The sequence below is a fragment of the Xanthomonas sp. D-99 genome, assembly GCF_017746145.1.
GTDB lineage: Bacteria > Pseudomonadota > Gammaproteobacteria > Xanthomonadales > Xanthomonadaceae > Xanthomonas > Xanthomonas cissicola.
The window spans coordinates 57,757-74,521 of the sequence record NZ_JAGHWU010000014.1 but is presented as its reverse complement, the minus strand read 5'-3'; the positions used below and the strand labels follow the sequence as shown (position 1 = coordinate 74,521).

Below are 16,765 nucleotides of genomic sequence, written 5' to 3'. Positions count from 1 at the left end.
TCCCAAATCCCGAATCCCGAATCCCGAATCCCGGCGTCTAACCCACACAGATCCGGTCGCGCCCGGCGCTCTTGGCCTCGTACAAGGCGTGATCGGCGCGCTGCATCAGCGACGAGCCGGTTTCGTCGTCGCGCAGGGCGGCAACACCGGCGCTGAAGGTCACCTGCAAGCCCTCGACGCTGGCCCAGTTGTGACGGGCATGGAAGAGCGCGCGAATGCGCAGGCAAAGTGCCTGTGCCTCGTCCAGCGTGGTGTCGGCCAATAGCAGCGCGAATTCTTCGCCGCCCAGGCGTGCCGGCAGATCCGAGGCGCGCGCGGCCGCGGTGAGAAGCACCCCCACCTCGTGCAGGACCGCATCGCCGCTGGCGTGCGAATAATGGTCGTTGATGCGCTTGAAGTGATCGATATCCAGAATCGCCAGCACCAGCGGGCGCGCACTGCGCCGTGCACGGCTGATATCGCGCGCCAGCGCTTCGTCGAAATGACGACGGTTGGGTAGCCCGGTCAACGCATCTTCGTGCGCCTGGCGCTCGAACACATCGGACTTGATACGCAAACGCGTCAATAGCTCGCTCTTTTCCTGGTTGGCCTGCAGCAAGCGCTGCGCCTGCCGCTGCAGGTCCTCGGTGCGCTTGCGCACCAGCTCGGCCAGGCGCGCGTTGTGGGTCTTGTAGCGATGCAGCAATACGCGATACAGCAAGGCCAGCGACAAGAGCGTCCCCAGCGCCACGGCCAGGCGCACATCCTGCCGTTGCCACCACAGCGGCAATACCTCGAACGCCCACACCGCTTCGTGCGGACTCCATGCCCCACCCGGATGGCGCGCAGCCACGTGCAGACGATACCGGCCTGGCGGCAGGCCGATGAATTCCACGCTGCGCTGCCGGCCGCGCTCGGTCCAGCTAGTGTCCAGACCCTCCAGTCGGGTGCGGTACTCGATTCGCTCCGGCAGCAGAAAGCTCATGCCGACGTAGGACACGTTCAAGCGATGCCCGCCAGCCAGTTGTGCGCGCTGGCGCCCCACCAACGGCTGACCATCCTGCTGCACGTTCTCGATCACTGCCGGCGGCGGGCGACGTTCGCGAAAGCGCTGCAGGCGTGAGGGGTCGACCCTGCTCACACCGCCAGCTGTCACCACCCACACCGTGCCGTCGGCACGCCGCAGCAGGCTGGGGCCGGAACTGCCATTGGCTTGCGCATTGCCCATGCCATCGATCTCGCCATAGCGTTCGGTCGCGAGCGTGCCATGCCCGGCGGCAACGGCATTGAGGGTCTTGAGTTCGGTACGCAGCACACCGCGATTGCTGCTGATCCATGCATTGCCACGCCGGTCGTCGATGAGCTGGAACACCGTATCCACCGGCATGCCCTGCTCCAGACCCACGCGTGCAAGCACGCCATCGCGCTCGCGATACAGGCCGCGGTCGGTGGAGATCCACACATCGCGGCCGATGGTCTGAAAACCGAACACGCTGCGCGCGCCGCCCAGTTTTTCCAGATTCAACTGGCGCAGCTTGCCGTTGCTTAGCACTGCCGCACCATCGACCGAACCGATCCACAACGCACCATCGACGCTGGCCAATGCGGTCACCACGCTGGCAGGGAGGCCTTCGATCGCCAACGGCGCGCGCCTGCCATCCACTAGCTGCACCACGCCACGCTGGGTTGCCAGCCATACCGCATCGTGGTCGTCGATCACGATCGCGCGGATATGCCCGCCGGGAATGCCCTCGGCCTCGCCGTAATGGCGCAGCACGTGCCCAGCGCGCAACACGAAGACGCCATCGGCATAGGTGCCCACCCAAAGATCGCCGTGCCGGTCCAACGCCAGACTGAGCACCGAAAGGCGTCGCCCGGAGGGTGTGACCACCGGCACCGGTACGATGCGCCCGTCCGGCAGCATCCGGTCCAGGCCGACGGTTCCGGCGATCCATAGACTGCCGTCGCGGTCTTCCAACATGGCGCGGCTGTAGTCCCCGCTTAATCCATCGCGCTGGCTGTAGCTACTGAACAGGGTCTCGCGCAGCCGGAACAGACCGCCATTGGCGCCGACCCAGATACTGCCTTCGGCGTCCTCACGCAGGCTGACGATGCGTCCGGTCGGCAGGCTGCGACCGGCCGGCAGATGCTCCACGCCGTACGGCCCGATCCGCAGCAGCCCCTGGTTTTCGCTGCCCAGCCACAGATCGCCGTGGCGATCCTGCAGCATCGCGGTGAAGTGGCCCTGCCCCGGCACCCGATGCACCAGCTCGGCGCGCTCGCCCTGCAGGCGAAACAGCTGATCGCCCGCAACCACCCACACCGTGCCGTCCGTCGCGCGATACGGCCATGCCAACCCTGGTGGAAACCCGAATGCAGCCGGCGCGCGGTGCATGCGGCCATCCGGTTCGCGGTAGATCAATCCATCGAAGGTGCCGATCAACAAGCGCCCCCGCGCATCGAACACCATGCGCGGAAAGCTGCTCTGCAGCGGCGCGTCATCGTGCGGCGGGAAATAGTCGAAGCGCCCATCCGGCCACAGACAGCCCAGCCCATGCCCTTCGAACAATAGCCACATGCGGCCTTCAGCGTCCATGGTCATGGCATGGATCAACGCCTGCGGCCACTGCCCCTGCCGCTGCCACTGCCGCCATTGCCCATCGGCAGCATGCCGGACCAGGTTGCCGCGCGCATCGCTCAGCCACAGCGCGCCATCGCGATCTACGTAGAGTGCGCCGACGCCGTTATCGGGCAGCCCCGGGCGCGTGCTGCGGTCGATCACGCTGAATTCCAGCCCGTTGTAGCGCACCAGGCCTTCCCAGGTTGCGAACCACAGATACCCGTCGCGGGTCTGGGCGATGTCGCGCAAGGAGTTATGCGGCAGCCCATTGCGCGAACTCCAGCTATCGATGGCGTAATCGCGCAAGCGTGCCGTTCCGGCCGGTGAGGCAACCGCAACAAGCGAACACAGCGCCAACAGCAGGCAGGCGCCGACACCGAGCCAGCGCTGCTGCTGTCTACTTCTTCGTCGTGCTGACGCCTGGGCGCCGCAACTGCTCTCGCCTGTTTGCCAGGCGCCCACCCCATCGTTCATCACACACAACGCGCCGTTCGCTGGCGATATGGTAGGCAAAAACGCCGCGCGGCGTTCGACGATGGAAGCGCACGTCTGGAAAGCCTTGCTGCAACTCCCTGCGCGTGGGCCAGGCCACTGTCTGCGAGCTGCATCTGCGCGGAACATTGCGCAGATGCCCATCGGCAATGCCACGATCAAGAAGTGGAGCTGATGTGCATCGCGTGACGCGCGTACGATACCCAGGCCGGCACGCCCGCGCTCGCGCCTGATGCACGCGGGCCGTTACGCGCCCAGGCGCTGGCGCACGGCCTCGAACAAGGTCACACCGGTCGCGACCGACACATTGAGGCTTTCGATTTCACCGGGCATCGGGATCTTGACCAGGCCGTCGCAGTGCTCGCGGGTGAGACGGCGCAGGCCATCGGCCTCGCCACCCAGAACCAGCCCGACATTGCCGCGCAGATCCACGCTGTACAACGAAGCCTCTGCTTCGCCGGCCAAGCCATACAGCCACACACCCTGCTTCTGCAGATCGCGCAGGCAGCGCGCCAGGTTGGTCACCGCCACCACCGCAATACGGTCGGCGGCACCGGCGGAGGTCTTGCGCACGGTGGCGTTCACCGTGGCCGACTTGTCCTTGGGAATCACCACCGCAGTGACCCCGGCCGCTGCCGCACTGCGCAGGCACGCGCCAAGGTTGTGCGGGTCCTGCACGCCATCGAGGATCAGCACCAGCGCACGCCCTGCGGCGGCCTCGATCAGCCCTTCCAGCTCGTTCTCGGCCCACAGCCGCGCGGCGGCATAGCGCGCGGCCACGCCCTGATGGCGCACCTGCCCGCCCACACCGTCAAGCGCCTGGGTGTTGACCCGGCGCACGTCGATACCCTTGCGGCGTGCCTGTTCCTCGATCTCGGTCAGGCGCGGATTCTTGCTGCCGGCTTCGATCAACACCTCGCGCACGTTGTCGGCGTCGTTCTCGACGGACGAGGCGACAGCGTTGACGCCGACGATCCACTGGTTCTGCTTGCTCATTGCGCGGACATACGAAGAGGTAAAGAGGGAATGGTAGGGCCTGCGGCCTGTTACGTCACGGCCGGTGCATGGGAGCCCGGGCGATGCCAGCGAAGCGTTGCTGCAAGGGGCACCGGTGCTGGACGCGCAGCGCCCGGGGCCAATGGCACACCTGCAGTGAACGCATGCTGGCCGCGCACCCCATCGTGCCGATGGAAGCCTGCCAGATCGTGCACCAGCGCGTCTTACCGCGGCGAGTGACGGCCGCAGGCAAGTTGATACCGCCACTGCTCGCATGCCGCGATCAGCAGCGCAGTCAAACCAGGGCGATTTCTCACGCGGGCCAATGCGCAGTGTCGTGATCCGGATGCTGCCGCGACACCACGCTGGCCAAAAACGCCTCCGCGGCGGCATCGTCTTCGGGTGGACGCGTGGGTAGCTGCGCCAAGCTATCGACGAAGGGCAGCTTACGATCCAACCCGTACTGGATATGCGGCGGCAACTGCTCCGGCGTGTCGAAGGCACCTGCTGCAACCGAGATCCCGTCGGGTGCCTCATAAGTCAATGGCGTGCCGCAATCGGCGCAAAACCCACGCTGCACGACCGTCGACGATGCAAAGCGCTTGGGCTCGCCACGGGTCCAGCGAAACTCGGTGCCTCGCACTGACACCAGCGGCGCATAATACGCGCCGAATGCTTTCTGACACATGCGGCAGTGGCAGATGGAAGCGTCCACCAACGCACCACGCACATGAAACCGCACCGCCCCGCACTGGCAGCCACCGCTGTATTCGCTTGAAGTGTCCATGCCCTGCTCCGCGTCAGTCTGTTACGGACACCATTGCAGACCCACACACCTGCAACGGCCCCACCTGCCTCTATAACAGCTAATAACACGACTGCGCTCACCGCCAAGCGGACGCGACTGGCAGCGGGAGTGGAAGTGGCCCGGAAACGCCGGCACGCTGCGATGCATCAGCGCCGTCTGCAGCCATCCGACGACTCTCGCTACAGTTTAGTGGCCGCTCTTGCCACCACTAGACGTGCTGCGGGCCGCCATTTCGGTCGCCCGCAGCATGGTCCTGCAGCTCAGTACGATTTCTTCTTGCGCTTGGTCGGCTTCTCGCGCGGCGGCAGCGGCGCTTCGGGCGCTCCGCCATTTTCTTCGGCCAGGCGGAAATCGATCTTGCGCTCTTCCATGCTGGCCTTGAGCACCAGCACGCGCACCGGGTCGCCGAGGCGGAACTCGCGGCCACGGCGCTCGCCGCTGAGCGTCTTACGAATCGGATCGAACTGGTAATAGTCCTGCGGCAGCTGCGTGACATGCACCAGGCCGTTGACCTTGGACTGTGTCAACTCTACGAACAGACCAAATCCCGTCACACCGCTGATCACGCCATCGAACTGGCCACCGACGTGCTTTTCCATCCAGGCGGCGCGATAGCGCTCGTCCACTTCACGTTCGGCTTCATCGGCACGCCGTCCGCGCTCGGAGCATTGCAGCGCCAGTGCCGCCATCTGACGCGGGGTATAGATGAATGTTTGCGGGCTGGCGCCGGTCAGTGCGTGCTTGATTGCGCGGTGTACCAACAGATCCGGGTAACGCCGAATCGGCGAGGTGAAATGCGCGTATGCCTCCAACGCCAGACCGAAATGGCCGTTGTTCTCCGGCGAATACACCGCCAGGCTCTGGCTGCGCAGCAACACCGATTCCAGCAACGCCGCATCCGGGCGGGCGCGCACTTTCTTCAGCAGCTTGGTGTAGTCGCCGGGTCGCACCTTGCTCCATGCCGGCAAGCTCAGCTGGAACTCCTTGAGGAACTCCAGCAGGTCTTCGTACTTGCTCTCCGGCGGGCGCTCATGCACACGGTAAGGCGCGGGCACATGCACGCTCAGCAGGTAGCGCGCCGCCTCGACGTTGGCGGCGATCATGCATTCTTCGATGAGCTTGTGGGCATCGTTGCGCACCAGCATGCCGGCCTGGGTGACTTCGCCGGTGTTGTCCAGCACGAAGCGCACTTCGGAGGTTTCGAACTCGATCGCGCCGCGCTGCGTGCGCGCCTTCGACAGCAGGTGATACAGCTGATGCAGGCGCTGCACTTGCGGCAGCAACGGACCGATGAAGGCCTTGGTATCCGCATCGTCTTCGCCCACCGCCTTCCAGACCTGGTTATAGGTCAGGCGTGCGTGCGAATTCATCACCGCTTCGTAAAAACGCGAGCCGGTCACTTCGCCATCGCGTCCCACCTGCATGTCGCAGACGAAACACATGCGGTCGACCTTGGGCATCAGCGAGCAGATGCCGTTGGACAGCGTCTCCGGCAGCATCGGCACCACGAACCCGGGGAAATACACCGAGGTGGCGCGATTTTGCGCTTCGTCGTCCAGCGGCGTCCCGGGACGCACATAGTTGGACACGTCGGCGATTGCCACCACCAGACGGAAGCCGTCGGCGTTGGGTTCGCAATACACGGCGTCGTCGAAATCCTTGGCATCTTCGCCATCGATGGTGACCAGTGGCATCTGCCGCAGGTCCACGCGCCCGCCGATCATCTGCGGCTCGACCACCAACGGCACGGCCGCCGCTTCGTCCAATACTTCTTGCGGAAATTCGTGCGGTAATTCATGGCCGTGGATGGCCATTTCCACGACCAGCGACGGCGCCAGCTTGTCGCCCAGCACCGCGATGATCTTGCCGATCGCCGGGCGGCGCGCGTCCGGCGGCGCGATCAGTTCGCAGACCACCAATTGGCCTTCGCGTGCCTCGCCGATACCGTCCGGGGCGATCTGCACATTGCGCTGGATGCGCTTGTCGTCGGGGTCGACGTAAGCCACGCCGTGCTCATAGAAGAAGCGCCCCAGCATGCGCGACATGCCACGCTCGAGCACGCGCGCAATGGCGCCTTCGCGACGGCCGCGGCGATCGATGCCGGTGACATTGGCGAGCGCGCGGTCGCCATGCATGACCTTGCGCATTTCGAACGGCGGCAGGAACAGGTCGTCGCCGCCCTCGTCGGGCTTGAGGAAACCAAACCCCTCCGGATTGGCGATGATCACGCCGGCAATCAGGCTGGTCTGCTGCACCGGCGCATAACCGCCGCGGCGGTTCTGCACCAGCTGTGCTTCGCGCACCATCGCGGCCAGGCGCTTGCCCAGTGCGTCGATGCGATCACTCAGATTGAGCTGCTCGGCAATTTCTTCGGCGGTCTGCGGACCGTCGCAGGCTTCCAGCAATTGCAGGATCGCCTCGCGGCTGGCGATCGGCTCGGCATACCGAAGAGCCTCGCGCTCGGCATGCGGATCCTTGAATTCGGCAGCCGCGGGCGCGGCGGTCTGGAAGCGTTCCGGCGGCGGCGCAGACGGGCCACTCTTGCGCGGATGCGGAGCGCGCGGCGCAGGCGGCGCGGTCGCCGGCTGTGGCGAGGCTTTGGAGGCGTTGGATGCTTTGTCGGCAGCGCGCTTGTTGGCGGACTTGGTCGATGCGCCGGCTGCGGCGCGGACCAGGAAGTCTGGCATCCAGCCCGGCAACTTCTGCTGTTCGGCAGTGCTGGAATCGCCTGCGCCGGTGGATTTGCGGCGACTCGGCCGATCGGAATCTGGGTTTTTTTTCTTTGTCATTGCTTATATGGTACTGCGTGGCGCGGCGAGATGGGCACCAAGGCCGGCGCGACCGCCGACGACTGCCGCATAAAAACCCATTGACAAGCCTGCCGGGAGCCTGCAAAATTCGCGGCTCACCTGCCCAGGTGGCGGAATTGGTAGACGCACTAGCTTCAGGTGCTAGCGGGGGCAACTTCGTGGAGGTTCGAGTCCTCTTCTGGGCACCAGTTTAAAAAGACCTCCGAGCAATCGGGGGTCTTCTGGTTTCTGCGGTTCGAAAATGCAGTGCTCTGCACTCGATCGCCGTGCCGAGTCCTGCCGGCACCTCGACCCGGGCTCGCTTTCCTGGCGCCGGACGCGGCAGACCAGGTCATGCCGGGCCTTGCCTGACGCAGAGAGCCTCGCTTGCGCCCGTCGGCCGTCATCACGCTCCACGCGGGAATGTGGGCTCGCGCAATGCTGAAAGACCAAGCGCGACTGTCGGCACGCACGACGCAGCAGCGCGCGGGCGGCCCCATTGCCACGCTCACCAGCCGCGCGCGCCTTTCGGCGAACGCGCTCGCGTGCCGCCCCGTTACGGCGCAGCGGTAATTCCTGCCTCGCGTAGCGCCTGTGCCCAGATGCGGTAGCCGGACTCGCTGGGATGGGTGCCATCGGGCATCAGCGCTTCGGGCAGCGTGCCGTCGGGCTGCAGCAGCTTGGGACCGAGATCGACCAACTGCACCGCCGGATCCTTGGCATAGCGCGCGACCAGCAACCGGTTTGTCTCGGCGATCGGCGCGCGCCGCGCATCGTCGGGGTTGCGGCCGCGCGGCATGATCGCCATCAGGATCAGCTTGCTGTTGGGCAGGCGGCGGCGCACCTCGCTCACCACCGCCTGCACACCCAACGCCGCTTCAGCCGGGGTGCTGGCGCGCGATTGCGCCGTGCCGCTGAGATTGTTGGTGCCGATATGCAGCACCACCCAGCGCGGGTCCAGACCATCGAGTTCGCCCTGGCGGATGCGCCACAGCACATTTTGCGTGCGGTCCCAGCCGAAGCCCAGATTCAGTACCGGCCGCGTGCCATACAACCATTGCCACGATTCGGGGCCACTGACGCGCGTGGCCTGCGGCGGCCCAGACCAGAAATGGGTGATCGAGTCGCCGATCATCACTACCTCCGGCTTCAGGCTGCGCGCGATGGCCAGCGCTGCGTGGTGGCGCGCGTACCAGTCGTAGGAATCCTGCTCCAGCCAGTCGACCGGCATCAGCGAGGTCGCCGCGTCACGGCCGAGTTCGGCCACCGGCTTGACCGGCGGCTCGCCCAGCAGCCGCGCGAGCGTTGGCTCGATCGCTTCGGCCAGCATGCGCTGCCCCCGCGTGTCCGGATGCAAGGCACCGGCCGCCGGACGGAACCGGGTGTCGTAAAACAGCTCGGTGCGCAGCTTGCCTTCGCGCTGGAAGACCGAGCTCACATCCAGATAGGTCACGCGTGGGTTGTCGCCGTAACGCACGGCCAGGCCCTGATTGATCTGCGCATCGCGCCGCGATTTTTCGCTGGAGAGATCGCTGGGCAACACACTCAGCAGCAGGATGTGGGTGCGCGGCAGCTTCTGCTCGATCGCTGCGACCACCGCATCGATACCGAGCTGGGTCTGTTCGGCGGTTTGACCGAGGTGGCCGGTGTTATTGGTGCCGATCAGCACCAGCGCGACCTTCGGCTGCAGCCCGTCGACTTCGCCATTGGCCAGCCGCCACAGCACGTTTTCGGTGCCGTCGCCGCTGAAACCCAGGTTGAGTGCGCCGCGGCTTCCGTAGAAGGTTCGCCAGGTCGGCTGGAAGTCTTCATCCGGCGCCTTGGCTTTCTCGTAGTTTTGGGTGATCGAATCGCCGATCAGCAGCAACTTGGTATCCGGGTGCTGCTTGACCTGCTCCAGCACCTGCGCATGCCGCTGCGCCCACCACGCTTCTTGCAGACGGTCAGTCGGCACGATCGAAGGCGGCGAGGCCTGCGCGCCTGCCGCCGTGCAGAACAGCAGCAGCCCCCAGCACCACAGGGCATGTGCAAGGCCGGAGCGTGAAACACGGGACGAAGCAGCGTGCGAAGACCGGGACATGCGCGCACCAGACACAGGAGAAGCGTCGATTGTGGTCCGCGCATGCAACGCAGGACAAGCGTTGGCGTAGCCGCCCCTGGTGATCACAACGCACTGCAGCGAGCGCTCCGACCTTGCCGCGTCGCTGCGGCCGAGAGCGCTCCAGCGTCGCCGCGCGTAGCGGCAGCGCTGGAGCACGGCAAGACCTCAGCGCAAGCCAGTTTCGCCACGCGCAATCACCAGGCGCTGGATTTCCGAAGTCCCCTCGTAGATCTCGGTGATCTTGGCGTCGCGGAGAGCGCTCCAGCGTTGCCGCACGCAGCGGCAGTGCTGGAGCGCGGCAAGACCTCAGCGCAAGCCAGTTTCGCCGCGCGCAATCACCAGGCGCTGGATTTCGGAAGTCCCCTCGTAGATCTCGGTGATCTTGGCGTCGCGAAGAGCGCTCCAGCGTTGCCGCGCGTAGCGGCAGCGCTGGAGCGCGGCAAGACCTCAGCGCAAGCCGGTCTCACCACGCGCAATCACCAGGCGCTGGATTTCCGAGGTGCCCTCGTAGATCTCGGTGATCTTGGCGTCGCGAAAGTAGCGCTCCAGCGGCATTTCCTTCGAATACCCCATGCCGCCATGAATTTGCACGGCCTGATGGGTGATCCACATCGCCGCCTCGGATGCAGTGAGCTTGGCTACTGCCGCTTCGGTGCCGAACTTCTGCCCCTGCCCCTTCAACCACGCCGCGCGCAACGTCAGCAGCAGCGCTGCATCCAGCTTGCACTTCATGTCGGCGATCTTGGCCTGGGTCATCTGGAACGTGCCGATCGCCGCGCCGAATGCCTTGCGCTCCTTGACGTAGGCCAGCGTGGCCTCATACGCCGCGCGTGCAATCCCGACCGCTTGCGAGGCAATACCAATACGCCCGGCATTCAGAACGCTCATCGCAGTCTTGAAGCCCTCGCCTTCCACGCCCAGCACCTCGTCGGGCTGCGCAACGTAATCGGCAAACTCGATTTCGCAGGTGGCCGAGGCACGGATGCCGAGCTTGGGCTCGGTCTTGCCGCGATGAAAACCGGCGCGGTCGGTATCGACCATGAAGGCGGTGATGCCGCGCGAGCCCTTGTCCGGCTCGGTCACCGCAAACAGGACGATGTACTTGGCGACCGGGCCGGAGGTAATCCAGCTCTTCTTGCCGTTGATGACGAAGCTGCCATCGGCCTGCTTGACGGCGCGGCAGCGCATTGCCGAGGCATCCGAGCCGGACTGCGGCTCGGTCAGCGCGAACGCACCGATGTGCGTGCCTTCGGCGATCGCGCGCACGTAGAGCTGCTTCTGCGCTTCGCTGCCGTTCTTCAGAATACCGGTGCAAAACAGCGAGTTGTTGACCGAAACGATGGTGGAATGCGCACCGTCGGCCGCGGCGATTTCGATCATCGCCAGCGCATAGCTGATCGGGTCCATGCCGGCGCCGCCGTATTCGACCGGCACCTCGATGCCCATCAGGCCGTTTTCGCCCAACAGGCGGATATTTTCGAGCGGGAATTCGCCGCTACGGTCGAATTGCTCGGCGCTGGGCGCGATTTTTTCCTGCGCGATGCGGCGCGCCACATCCTGGATCATCAATTGTTCTTCGGTGAAGCTGAAATCCACGTCGCACCCCTTCAGGCCTGAGCTGAGCCCCATTGTAGCGCCAACCATTCGCATGCGTATGTAGTTGACCGCACCTGTCGCCGGGTCGAAAATATCTCCATATCGCGATATAGAGATATTCATGGATCTGGAAGACTGGTCGGCACGCCTGAAGGTATTCGCCGACGCCACCCGAGTCCGCCTGCTGGCCTTGCTGGAGCAGGAAGAACTCACCGTGGCCGAGCTGTCGGCCATCACCCGGCTGGCGCAGCCACGGGTGTCCACGCACCTGGCCAAACTCAAGGAAGCCGGGCTGGTCCGCGACCGCCGCGCCGGGGTGTCGGCGTATTACCGCTTCGACGAAGTGTCGCTGGACCCGGCGCAACGGGCGCTGTGGCTGGCACTGAGCACCGGCAGCGACGACCCATTGCTGCGCCAGGATGCCGAGCGCGTGGCCGCCGTGTTGGCCAACCGTGCCGCGGATCAGAACTGGGCCGATTCGGTGGCCGGCGACATGGAGCGGCATTACTCGCCGGGACGCACCTGGGAAGCCCTGGCGCGCACCGCCCTGCCCCTGCTGGAAACCGGCGACGTGCTCGATATCGCGTCCGGCGACGGCGTGCTGGCCGAACTGGTGGCACCGCACGCCACCCGCTACATCTGCATCGACACCAGCGCGCGCGTGGTTGCGGCCGCCAGCGAGCGCCTGCGCAAACTACGCAACGTGGAAGTGCGCGAAGGCGATATGCATGCGCTGCCATTCCCCGATGCCAGCTTCGACCTGGTGGTGCTGATGCATGCGCTGACCTACGCGGCCAAACCGGCGCAGGCGGTGGCCGAATCGGCGCGCGTGCTGCGCCCGGGCGGCCGCCTGCTGCTGTGCAGCCTGGCCAAGCACGAACATCGCGCCGCGGTGCATGCGTACGGCCACGTCAATCTGGGCTTTGCTGCCAAGGAATTGCGCAAGTTCGTTGAAAAAGCCGGGCTGGACGTCTCCAGCCTGGAGACGGTGACGCGCGAAAAACGCCCGCCCCATTTCGAAGTGATCTCGCTGATTGCGGTGAAGCCGGGAATGGCGAATCTGGATTCGGGATTAGTGGAAAACAAAGACACTGCTGCGCGGAGAACCGGACCATGACGCTCGTGCGAATCCCCGATCCCGAATCCCCAATTCAATTTGCATTGCCGTGGCTGCATCCAGAACGCGCAGCCAAGCTCACTGCCGCGCTTGCCGAGCGCATCCTCATCATCGATGGGGCGATGGGCACCATGATCCAGCGCCACGATCTGCAGGAGCCCGATTACCGCGGCACCCGCTTTGCCGACGGCTACGACAGTGCGCACGTGCACGGCCCCGGTTGCGACCACGCGCACGTACCGCAGGGCCACGACCTGAAGGGCAACAACGATCTGCTGCTGTTGACCCGTCCGGAAATCATTGCCGGCATTCATCGTGCCTACCTGGAGGCAGGTGCCGATCTCCTGGAAACCAATACCTTCAACGCCACATCAGTGAGCCAGGCCGACTATCACCTGGAACATCTGGTGTACGAGTTGAACAAGGCCGGCGCACAGGTCGCGCGCGCCTGTTGCGACGACGTCGAGGCGTTGACCCCGCACAAGCCGCGCTTTGTGATCGGCGTGCTTGGCCCCACCAGCCGTACTGCCTCGATCAGTCCGGACGTCAACGACCCGGGCTACCGCAACACCAGTTTCGATGCGTTGCGCGCAACCTATCGCGAGGCGATCGAGGGCCTGATCGATGGCGGCGCGGATACGCTGATGGTGGAAACCATCTTCGACACGCTCAACGCCAAGGCCGCGCTGTATGCGATCGAAGAGGTCTTCGACGCGCGCGGCGGGCGTTTGCCGGTGATGGTCTCCGGCACCATCACCGATGCATCCGGTCGCACCTTGTCCGGACAGACTGCCGAAGCGTTTTATGCATCCGTCGCGCACGGCCGGCCGTTGTCGATCGGCCTGAATTGCGCGCTCGGCGCCAGGGATTTGCGCCCGCATGTGGAAACGTTGGCGCAGATCGCCGACGCCTATGTCAGCGCGCATCCGAATGCTGGATTGCCGAATGCCTTCGGCGAATACGACGAGACGCCGGAAGAAATGGCGCAGACGCTACGCGAATTCGCACAGGCCGGCCTGCTCAATCTGGTCGGCGGCTGCTGCGGCACCTCGCCCGACCATATCCGCGCCATTGCCGAGGCGGTCGCGGACCTGCCGCCGCGGCAATTGCCTGGCGCACAAGAGCTGGCGGCGTGATGCGTCAGGCTGCCCCTCATCCGCTCTTCGGGCACCTTCTCCCGCTGGCGGGAGAAGGACAGCGCGGCGCTTGGATTGCCACAAGGACGCGCCGTGCGCAACGCACCGCCCTTCTCCCGTCTGCGGGAGAAGGTGGCGCGAAGCGCCGGATGAGGGCGGCATGGCACCACGCCCCAGCGCCGGGCCGTGAACACTCACTCACCACGACCGATCGCGCCGTCAGCGTCGCCTTCCAGCAGAGCCTTGCATGAGCACTCCCCGTTACACCCGCTTGTCCGGCCTTGAGCCGCTGGTCATTACGCCGGACCTGTTGTTCGTCAACGTCGGCGAGCGCACCAACGTCACCGGCAGTGCGCAGTTCCGCAAGCTGATCAAGGAGGAGCGCTACGAGGAAGCGGTGGAGGTCGCGCGTCAGCAGGTGGACAGCGGTGCGCAGATCCTCGACGTCAACATGGATGAAGGCCTGATCGATTCGGAGAAGGCAATGACGCGCTTTCTCAACCTGATCATGTCCGAGCCGGATATCGCGCGCATTCCGGTGATGGTGGATTCGTCCAAGTGGAGTGTCATCGAAGCGGGATTGAAGTGCCTGCAAGGCAAGAGCGTGGTAAATTCCATCTCGCTCAAGGAAGGCGAAGCGGTGTTCATCGAACACGCACGCAAGGTGTTGCGCTACGGCGCCGCCGCGGTGGTGATGGCCTTCGACGAAGCGGGCCAGGCCGACACCTGCGCACGCAAGGTCGAGATCTGCACGCGCGCCTACAAGCTGCTGACCGAGCAGGTGGGCTTTCCGCCGGAAGACATCATCTTCGACCCGAACATCTTTGCCGTGGCCACCGGCATCGAAGAGCACGACAACTACGCGGTGGACTTCATCCAAGCCACTCGCATCATCAAGGACACGCTGCCGCACTGCCATGTGTCCGGCGGCGTTTCCAATGTCTCGTTCTCGTTCCGCGGCAACGAAACCGTACGCCAGGCAATCCACTCGGTGTTCCTGTTCCATGCGATCAAGGCCGGTATGGACATGGGCATCGTCAACGCCGGCGGCATGCCGATCTACGACGAGCTGGACCCGGAACTGCGCGAACGCGTGGAGGACGTGATCCTCAACCGGCGCCGTGACGGCACCGAACGTCTGCTGGAAATCGCCGAGCGCTACAAGGGCACCAAGGGCGCGGCAAAAGTCGAAGACCTGGCCTGGCGCGACAAGCCGGTACGCGCGCGCCTGGCGCATGCGCTGGTGCATGGCATCGACGCATTCGTGGAAACCGATACCGAAGAAGCGCGCCAACATTCCACACGCCCTCTGGACGTGATCGAAGGCCCGCTGATGGACGGCATGAACGTGGTGGGCGATTTGTTCGGCGCCGGCAAGATGTTTTTGCCGCAGGTGGTCAAGTCCGCGCGCGTGATGAAAAAAGCGGTGGCGTATCTGCTGCCCTTCATCGAAGCGGAAAAACTGCGCACCGGCGATGTCGGCAAGTCCAACGGCAAGATCATCATGGCCACCGTCAAGGGCGACGTGCACGACATCGGCAAGAACATCGTCGGCGTGGTATTGGCCTGCAACAACTTCGATGTGGTGGATCTGGGCGTGATGGTCTCCGCGCAGGTGATCCTGGATCGCGCACGCGAAGAAAACGCGGATCTGATCGGGCTGTCCGGCCTCATCACGCCATCTCTGGAAGAAATGTCGCATGTGGCGCGCGAGATGCAGCGGCAGGGCTTTGACATTCCGTTGTTGATTGGCGGCGCAACCACCTCGCGCGCGCACACCGCGCTGAAGATCGACCCGCACTACACCGCGCCCACCGTGTGGGTGAAGGACGCCTCGCGTGCCGTGGGCGTGGCGCAGTCGCTGATCTCGCGCGACCTGCGCCAGGCCTTCGTCGCCGCCAACGATGCCGATTACGCAGAAATCCGCGCGCGCCACCGTAATCGCGGCGATGCCAAGCGCTTGGTGTCGCTCGAAAAAGCGCGTGCGCAACGCTTCGACGGCGATTGGGGCACCTACACGCCACCGGCCCCACGCCAGCCAGGCATCCACGTCTTCGACGACTACCCGTTGCAGGAGCTGATCGAACTCATCGACTGGACGCCGTTCTTCCAGGCATGGGAACTGGCCGGCAAGTTTCCCGCGATTCTCAGCGACGACATCGTCGGCACCCAGGCCAGCGAGCTGTATCGTGACGCACGCCGCATGCTCAAGCGCATCGTCGAAGAGAAGTGGTTGACGGCCAAGGCCGTGTTCGGGCTGTGGCCGGCAAATAGCGTTGGGGATGATGTTGAGGTGGTCCTGACGGACCACCGGGATTCGGAAGTCGAGATTGGAGATTGGCAGAAGCAGAGCCAATCCCGAATTTCCAATCCCCAATCCCGGCAACTCCTGCACTTCTTGCGCCAACAAGTCGACAAGCCCATCGACCGCCCGGATTTCTGCTTGGCCGATTTCATCGCTCCAAAAAGCAGCGGCAGGCAGGACTGGATCGGCGCCTTCGCGGTCACTGCCGGCATCGGTATCGATGCGCATGTGGCTCGCTTCGAAGCCGCGCATGACGACTACAATTCCATCCTGCTCAAGGCTCTGGCCGACCGTCTGGCAGAGGCGCTGGCCGAGCGCCTGCATCAGCGCGTGCGCACCGAGTTCTGGGGTTATGTCGAGGACGAAGCGTTGGACAACGAAGCCTTGATCGCCGAGCGCTATCGCGGCATTCGCCCGGCACCCGGTTACCCGGCCTGCCCCGAACACAGCGAAAAACGTACCTTGTTCGATCTGCTCGATGCCGAGGGCAACGTCGACATGTCGCTGACCGAAAGCTTCGCGATGCTGCCCACTGCCGCGGTCTCGGGGTATTACTTCAGCCACCCCAAGAGCCAGTACTTCGTGGTCGGGCGACTGAGCAAGGAACAGGTGGCCGATTATGCAAAGCGCAAGGGCATCACGCTGGCACTGGCCGAGCGTTGGCTGGCATCGAATCTGGATTACGACCCGGAGTAAGGGCATCTGCAGACCGCAGATATCGTAGGAGCGCACCCGGGCGCGACGAGGCTTTCCCGGTAGCGCCTCATCGCGCCCGGGTGCGCTCCTACGCTGCAACGCCGCCGCATTGCGCGGCGGCGCTTGGATC

Annotated in this window: 9 protein-coding genes, 1 tRNA gene and 1 pseudogene; 4 read left to right on the top strand and 7 right to left on the bottom strand. The window is 64.8% G+C overall.

What is annotated here, in order from left to right; genetic code table 11:
- Nucleotides 1-37: 37 nt before the first annotated feature.
- From J7360_RS06635 to rnr, 4 genes are all read right to left on the bottom strand, one after another.
- Nucleotides 38-3,073, bottom strand: coding sequence for a ligand-binding sensor domain-containing diguanylate cyclase (locus J7360_RS06635; RefSeq protein ID WP_209033501.1), 3,036 nt, complete (start codon nucleotides 3,071-3,073; stop codon nucleotides 38-40).
- Nucleotides 3,074-3,337: 264 nt separating this feature from the next.
- Complete coding sequence (rlmB, locus tag J7360_RS06630; protein ID WP_007966215.1) at nucleotides 3,338-4,087, bottom strand: 23S rRNA (guanosine(2251)-2'-O)-methyltransferase RlmB; 750 nt, start codon at nucleotides 4,085-4,087, stop codon at nucleotides 3,338-3,340.
- A gap of 313 nt (nucleotides 4,088-4,400) precedes the next feature.
- Nucleotides 4,401-4,874 carry a GFA family protein gene (locus tag J7360_RS06625; protein ID WP_089095637.1) on the bottom strand — a complete coding sequence of 158 codons (474 nt, stop codon included), beginning with the start codon at nucleotides 4,872-4,874 and terminating at the stop codon, nucleotides 4,401-4,403.
- A gap of 281 nt (nucleotides 4,875-5,155) precedes the next feature.
- Nucleotides 5,156-7,684 (bottom strand): ribonuclease R, encoded by a 2,529-nt coding sequence (gene rnr, locus J7360_RS06620; protein ID WP_057660248.1) that lies wholly within the window; start codon nucleotides 7,682-7,684, stop codon nucleotides 5,156-5,158.
- A 122-nt stretch (nucleotides 7,685-7,806) separates the two neighbouring features.
- Here rnr and J7360_RS06615 point away from each other — a divergent pair.
- Nucleotides 7,807-7,893: transfer RNA gene (locus J7360_RS06615), tRNA-Leu, on the top strand.
- 347 nt (nucleotides 7,894-8,240) lie between these two features.
- Here J7360_RS06615 and J7360_RS06610 read toward each other — a convergent pair.
- The 3 genes and pseudogenes from J7360_RS06610 to J7360_RS06595 all read right to left on the bottom strand — a co-directional run bounded on the left by J7360_RS06610 (nucleotide 8,241) and on the right by J7360_RS06595 (nucleotide 11,414).
- Nucleotides 8,241-9,764: a platelet-activating factor acetylhydrolase IB subunit gene (locus tag J7360_RS06610; RefSeq protein ID WP_209033499.1), complete on the bottom strand. Its 1,524-nt coding sequence runs from the start codon at nucleotides 9,762-9,764 to the stop codon at nucleotides 8,241-8,243.
- Between the two features lie 186 nt (nucleotides 9,765-9,950).
- Nucleotides 9,951-10,061: an acyl-CoA dehydrogenase family protein gene (locus J7360_RS21340; RefSeq protein WP_033481355.1), complete on the bottom strand. Its 111-nt coding sequence runs from the start codon at nucleotides 10,059-10,061 to the stop codon at nucleotides 9,951-9,953.
- Between the two features lie 30 nt (nucleotides 10,062-10,091).
- Nucleotides 10,092-11,414 (bottom strand): annotated as a pseudogene (locus J7360_RS06595) (acyl-CoA dehydrogenase family protein).
- Nucleotides 11,415-11,502: 88 nt separating this feature from the next.
- On the opposite strand from J7360_RS06595, the gene J7360_RS06590 reads away from it, so the two are divergent.
- The 3 genes from J7360_RS06590 (at nucleotide 11,503) to metH (ending at nucleotide 16,635) form a co-directional block, all read left to right on the top strand.
- Complete coding sequence (locus J7360_RS06590; RefSeq protein ID WP_057660252.1) at nucleotides 11,503-12,498, top strand: metalloregulator ArsR/SmtB family transcription factor; 996 nt, start codon at nucleotides 11,503-11,505, stop codon at nucleotides 12,496-12,498.
- Entirely contained in the window at nucleotides 12,495-13,634 is a 1,140-nt protein-coding gene (locus J7360_RS06585) for a homocysteine S-methyltransferase family protein (protein WP_057660254.1), read from the top strand. Before J7360_RS06590 ends, J7360_RS06585 begins: the two co-directional genes overlap by 4 nt.
- Before the next feature lie 247 nt (nucleotides 13,635-13,881).
- Nucleotides 13,882-16,635, top strand: a complete 2,754-nt coding sequence (gene metH, locus J7360_RS06580; protein WP_209033497.1) for a methionine synthase — start codon at nucleotides 13,882-13,884, stop codon at nucleotides 16,633-16,635.
- The last annotated feature ends 130 nt before the right edge of the window (nucleotides 16,636-16,765 follow it).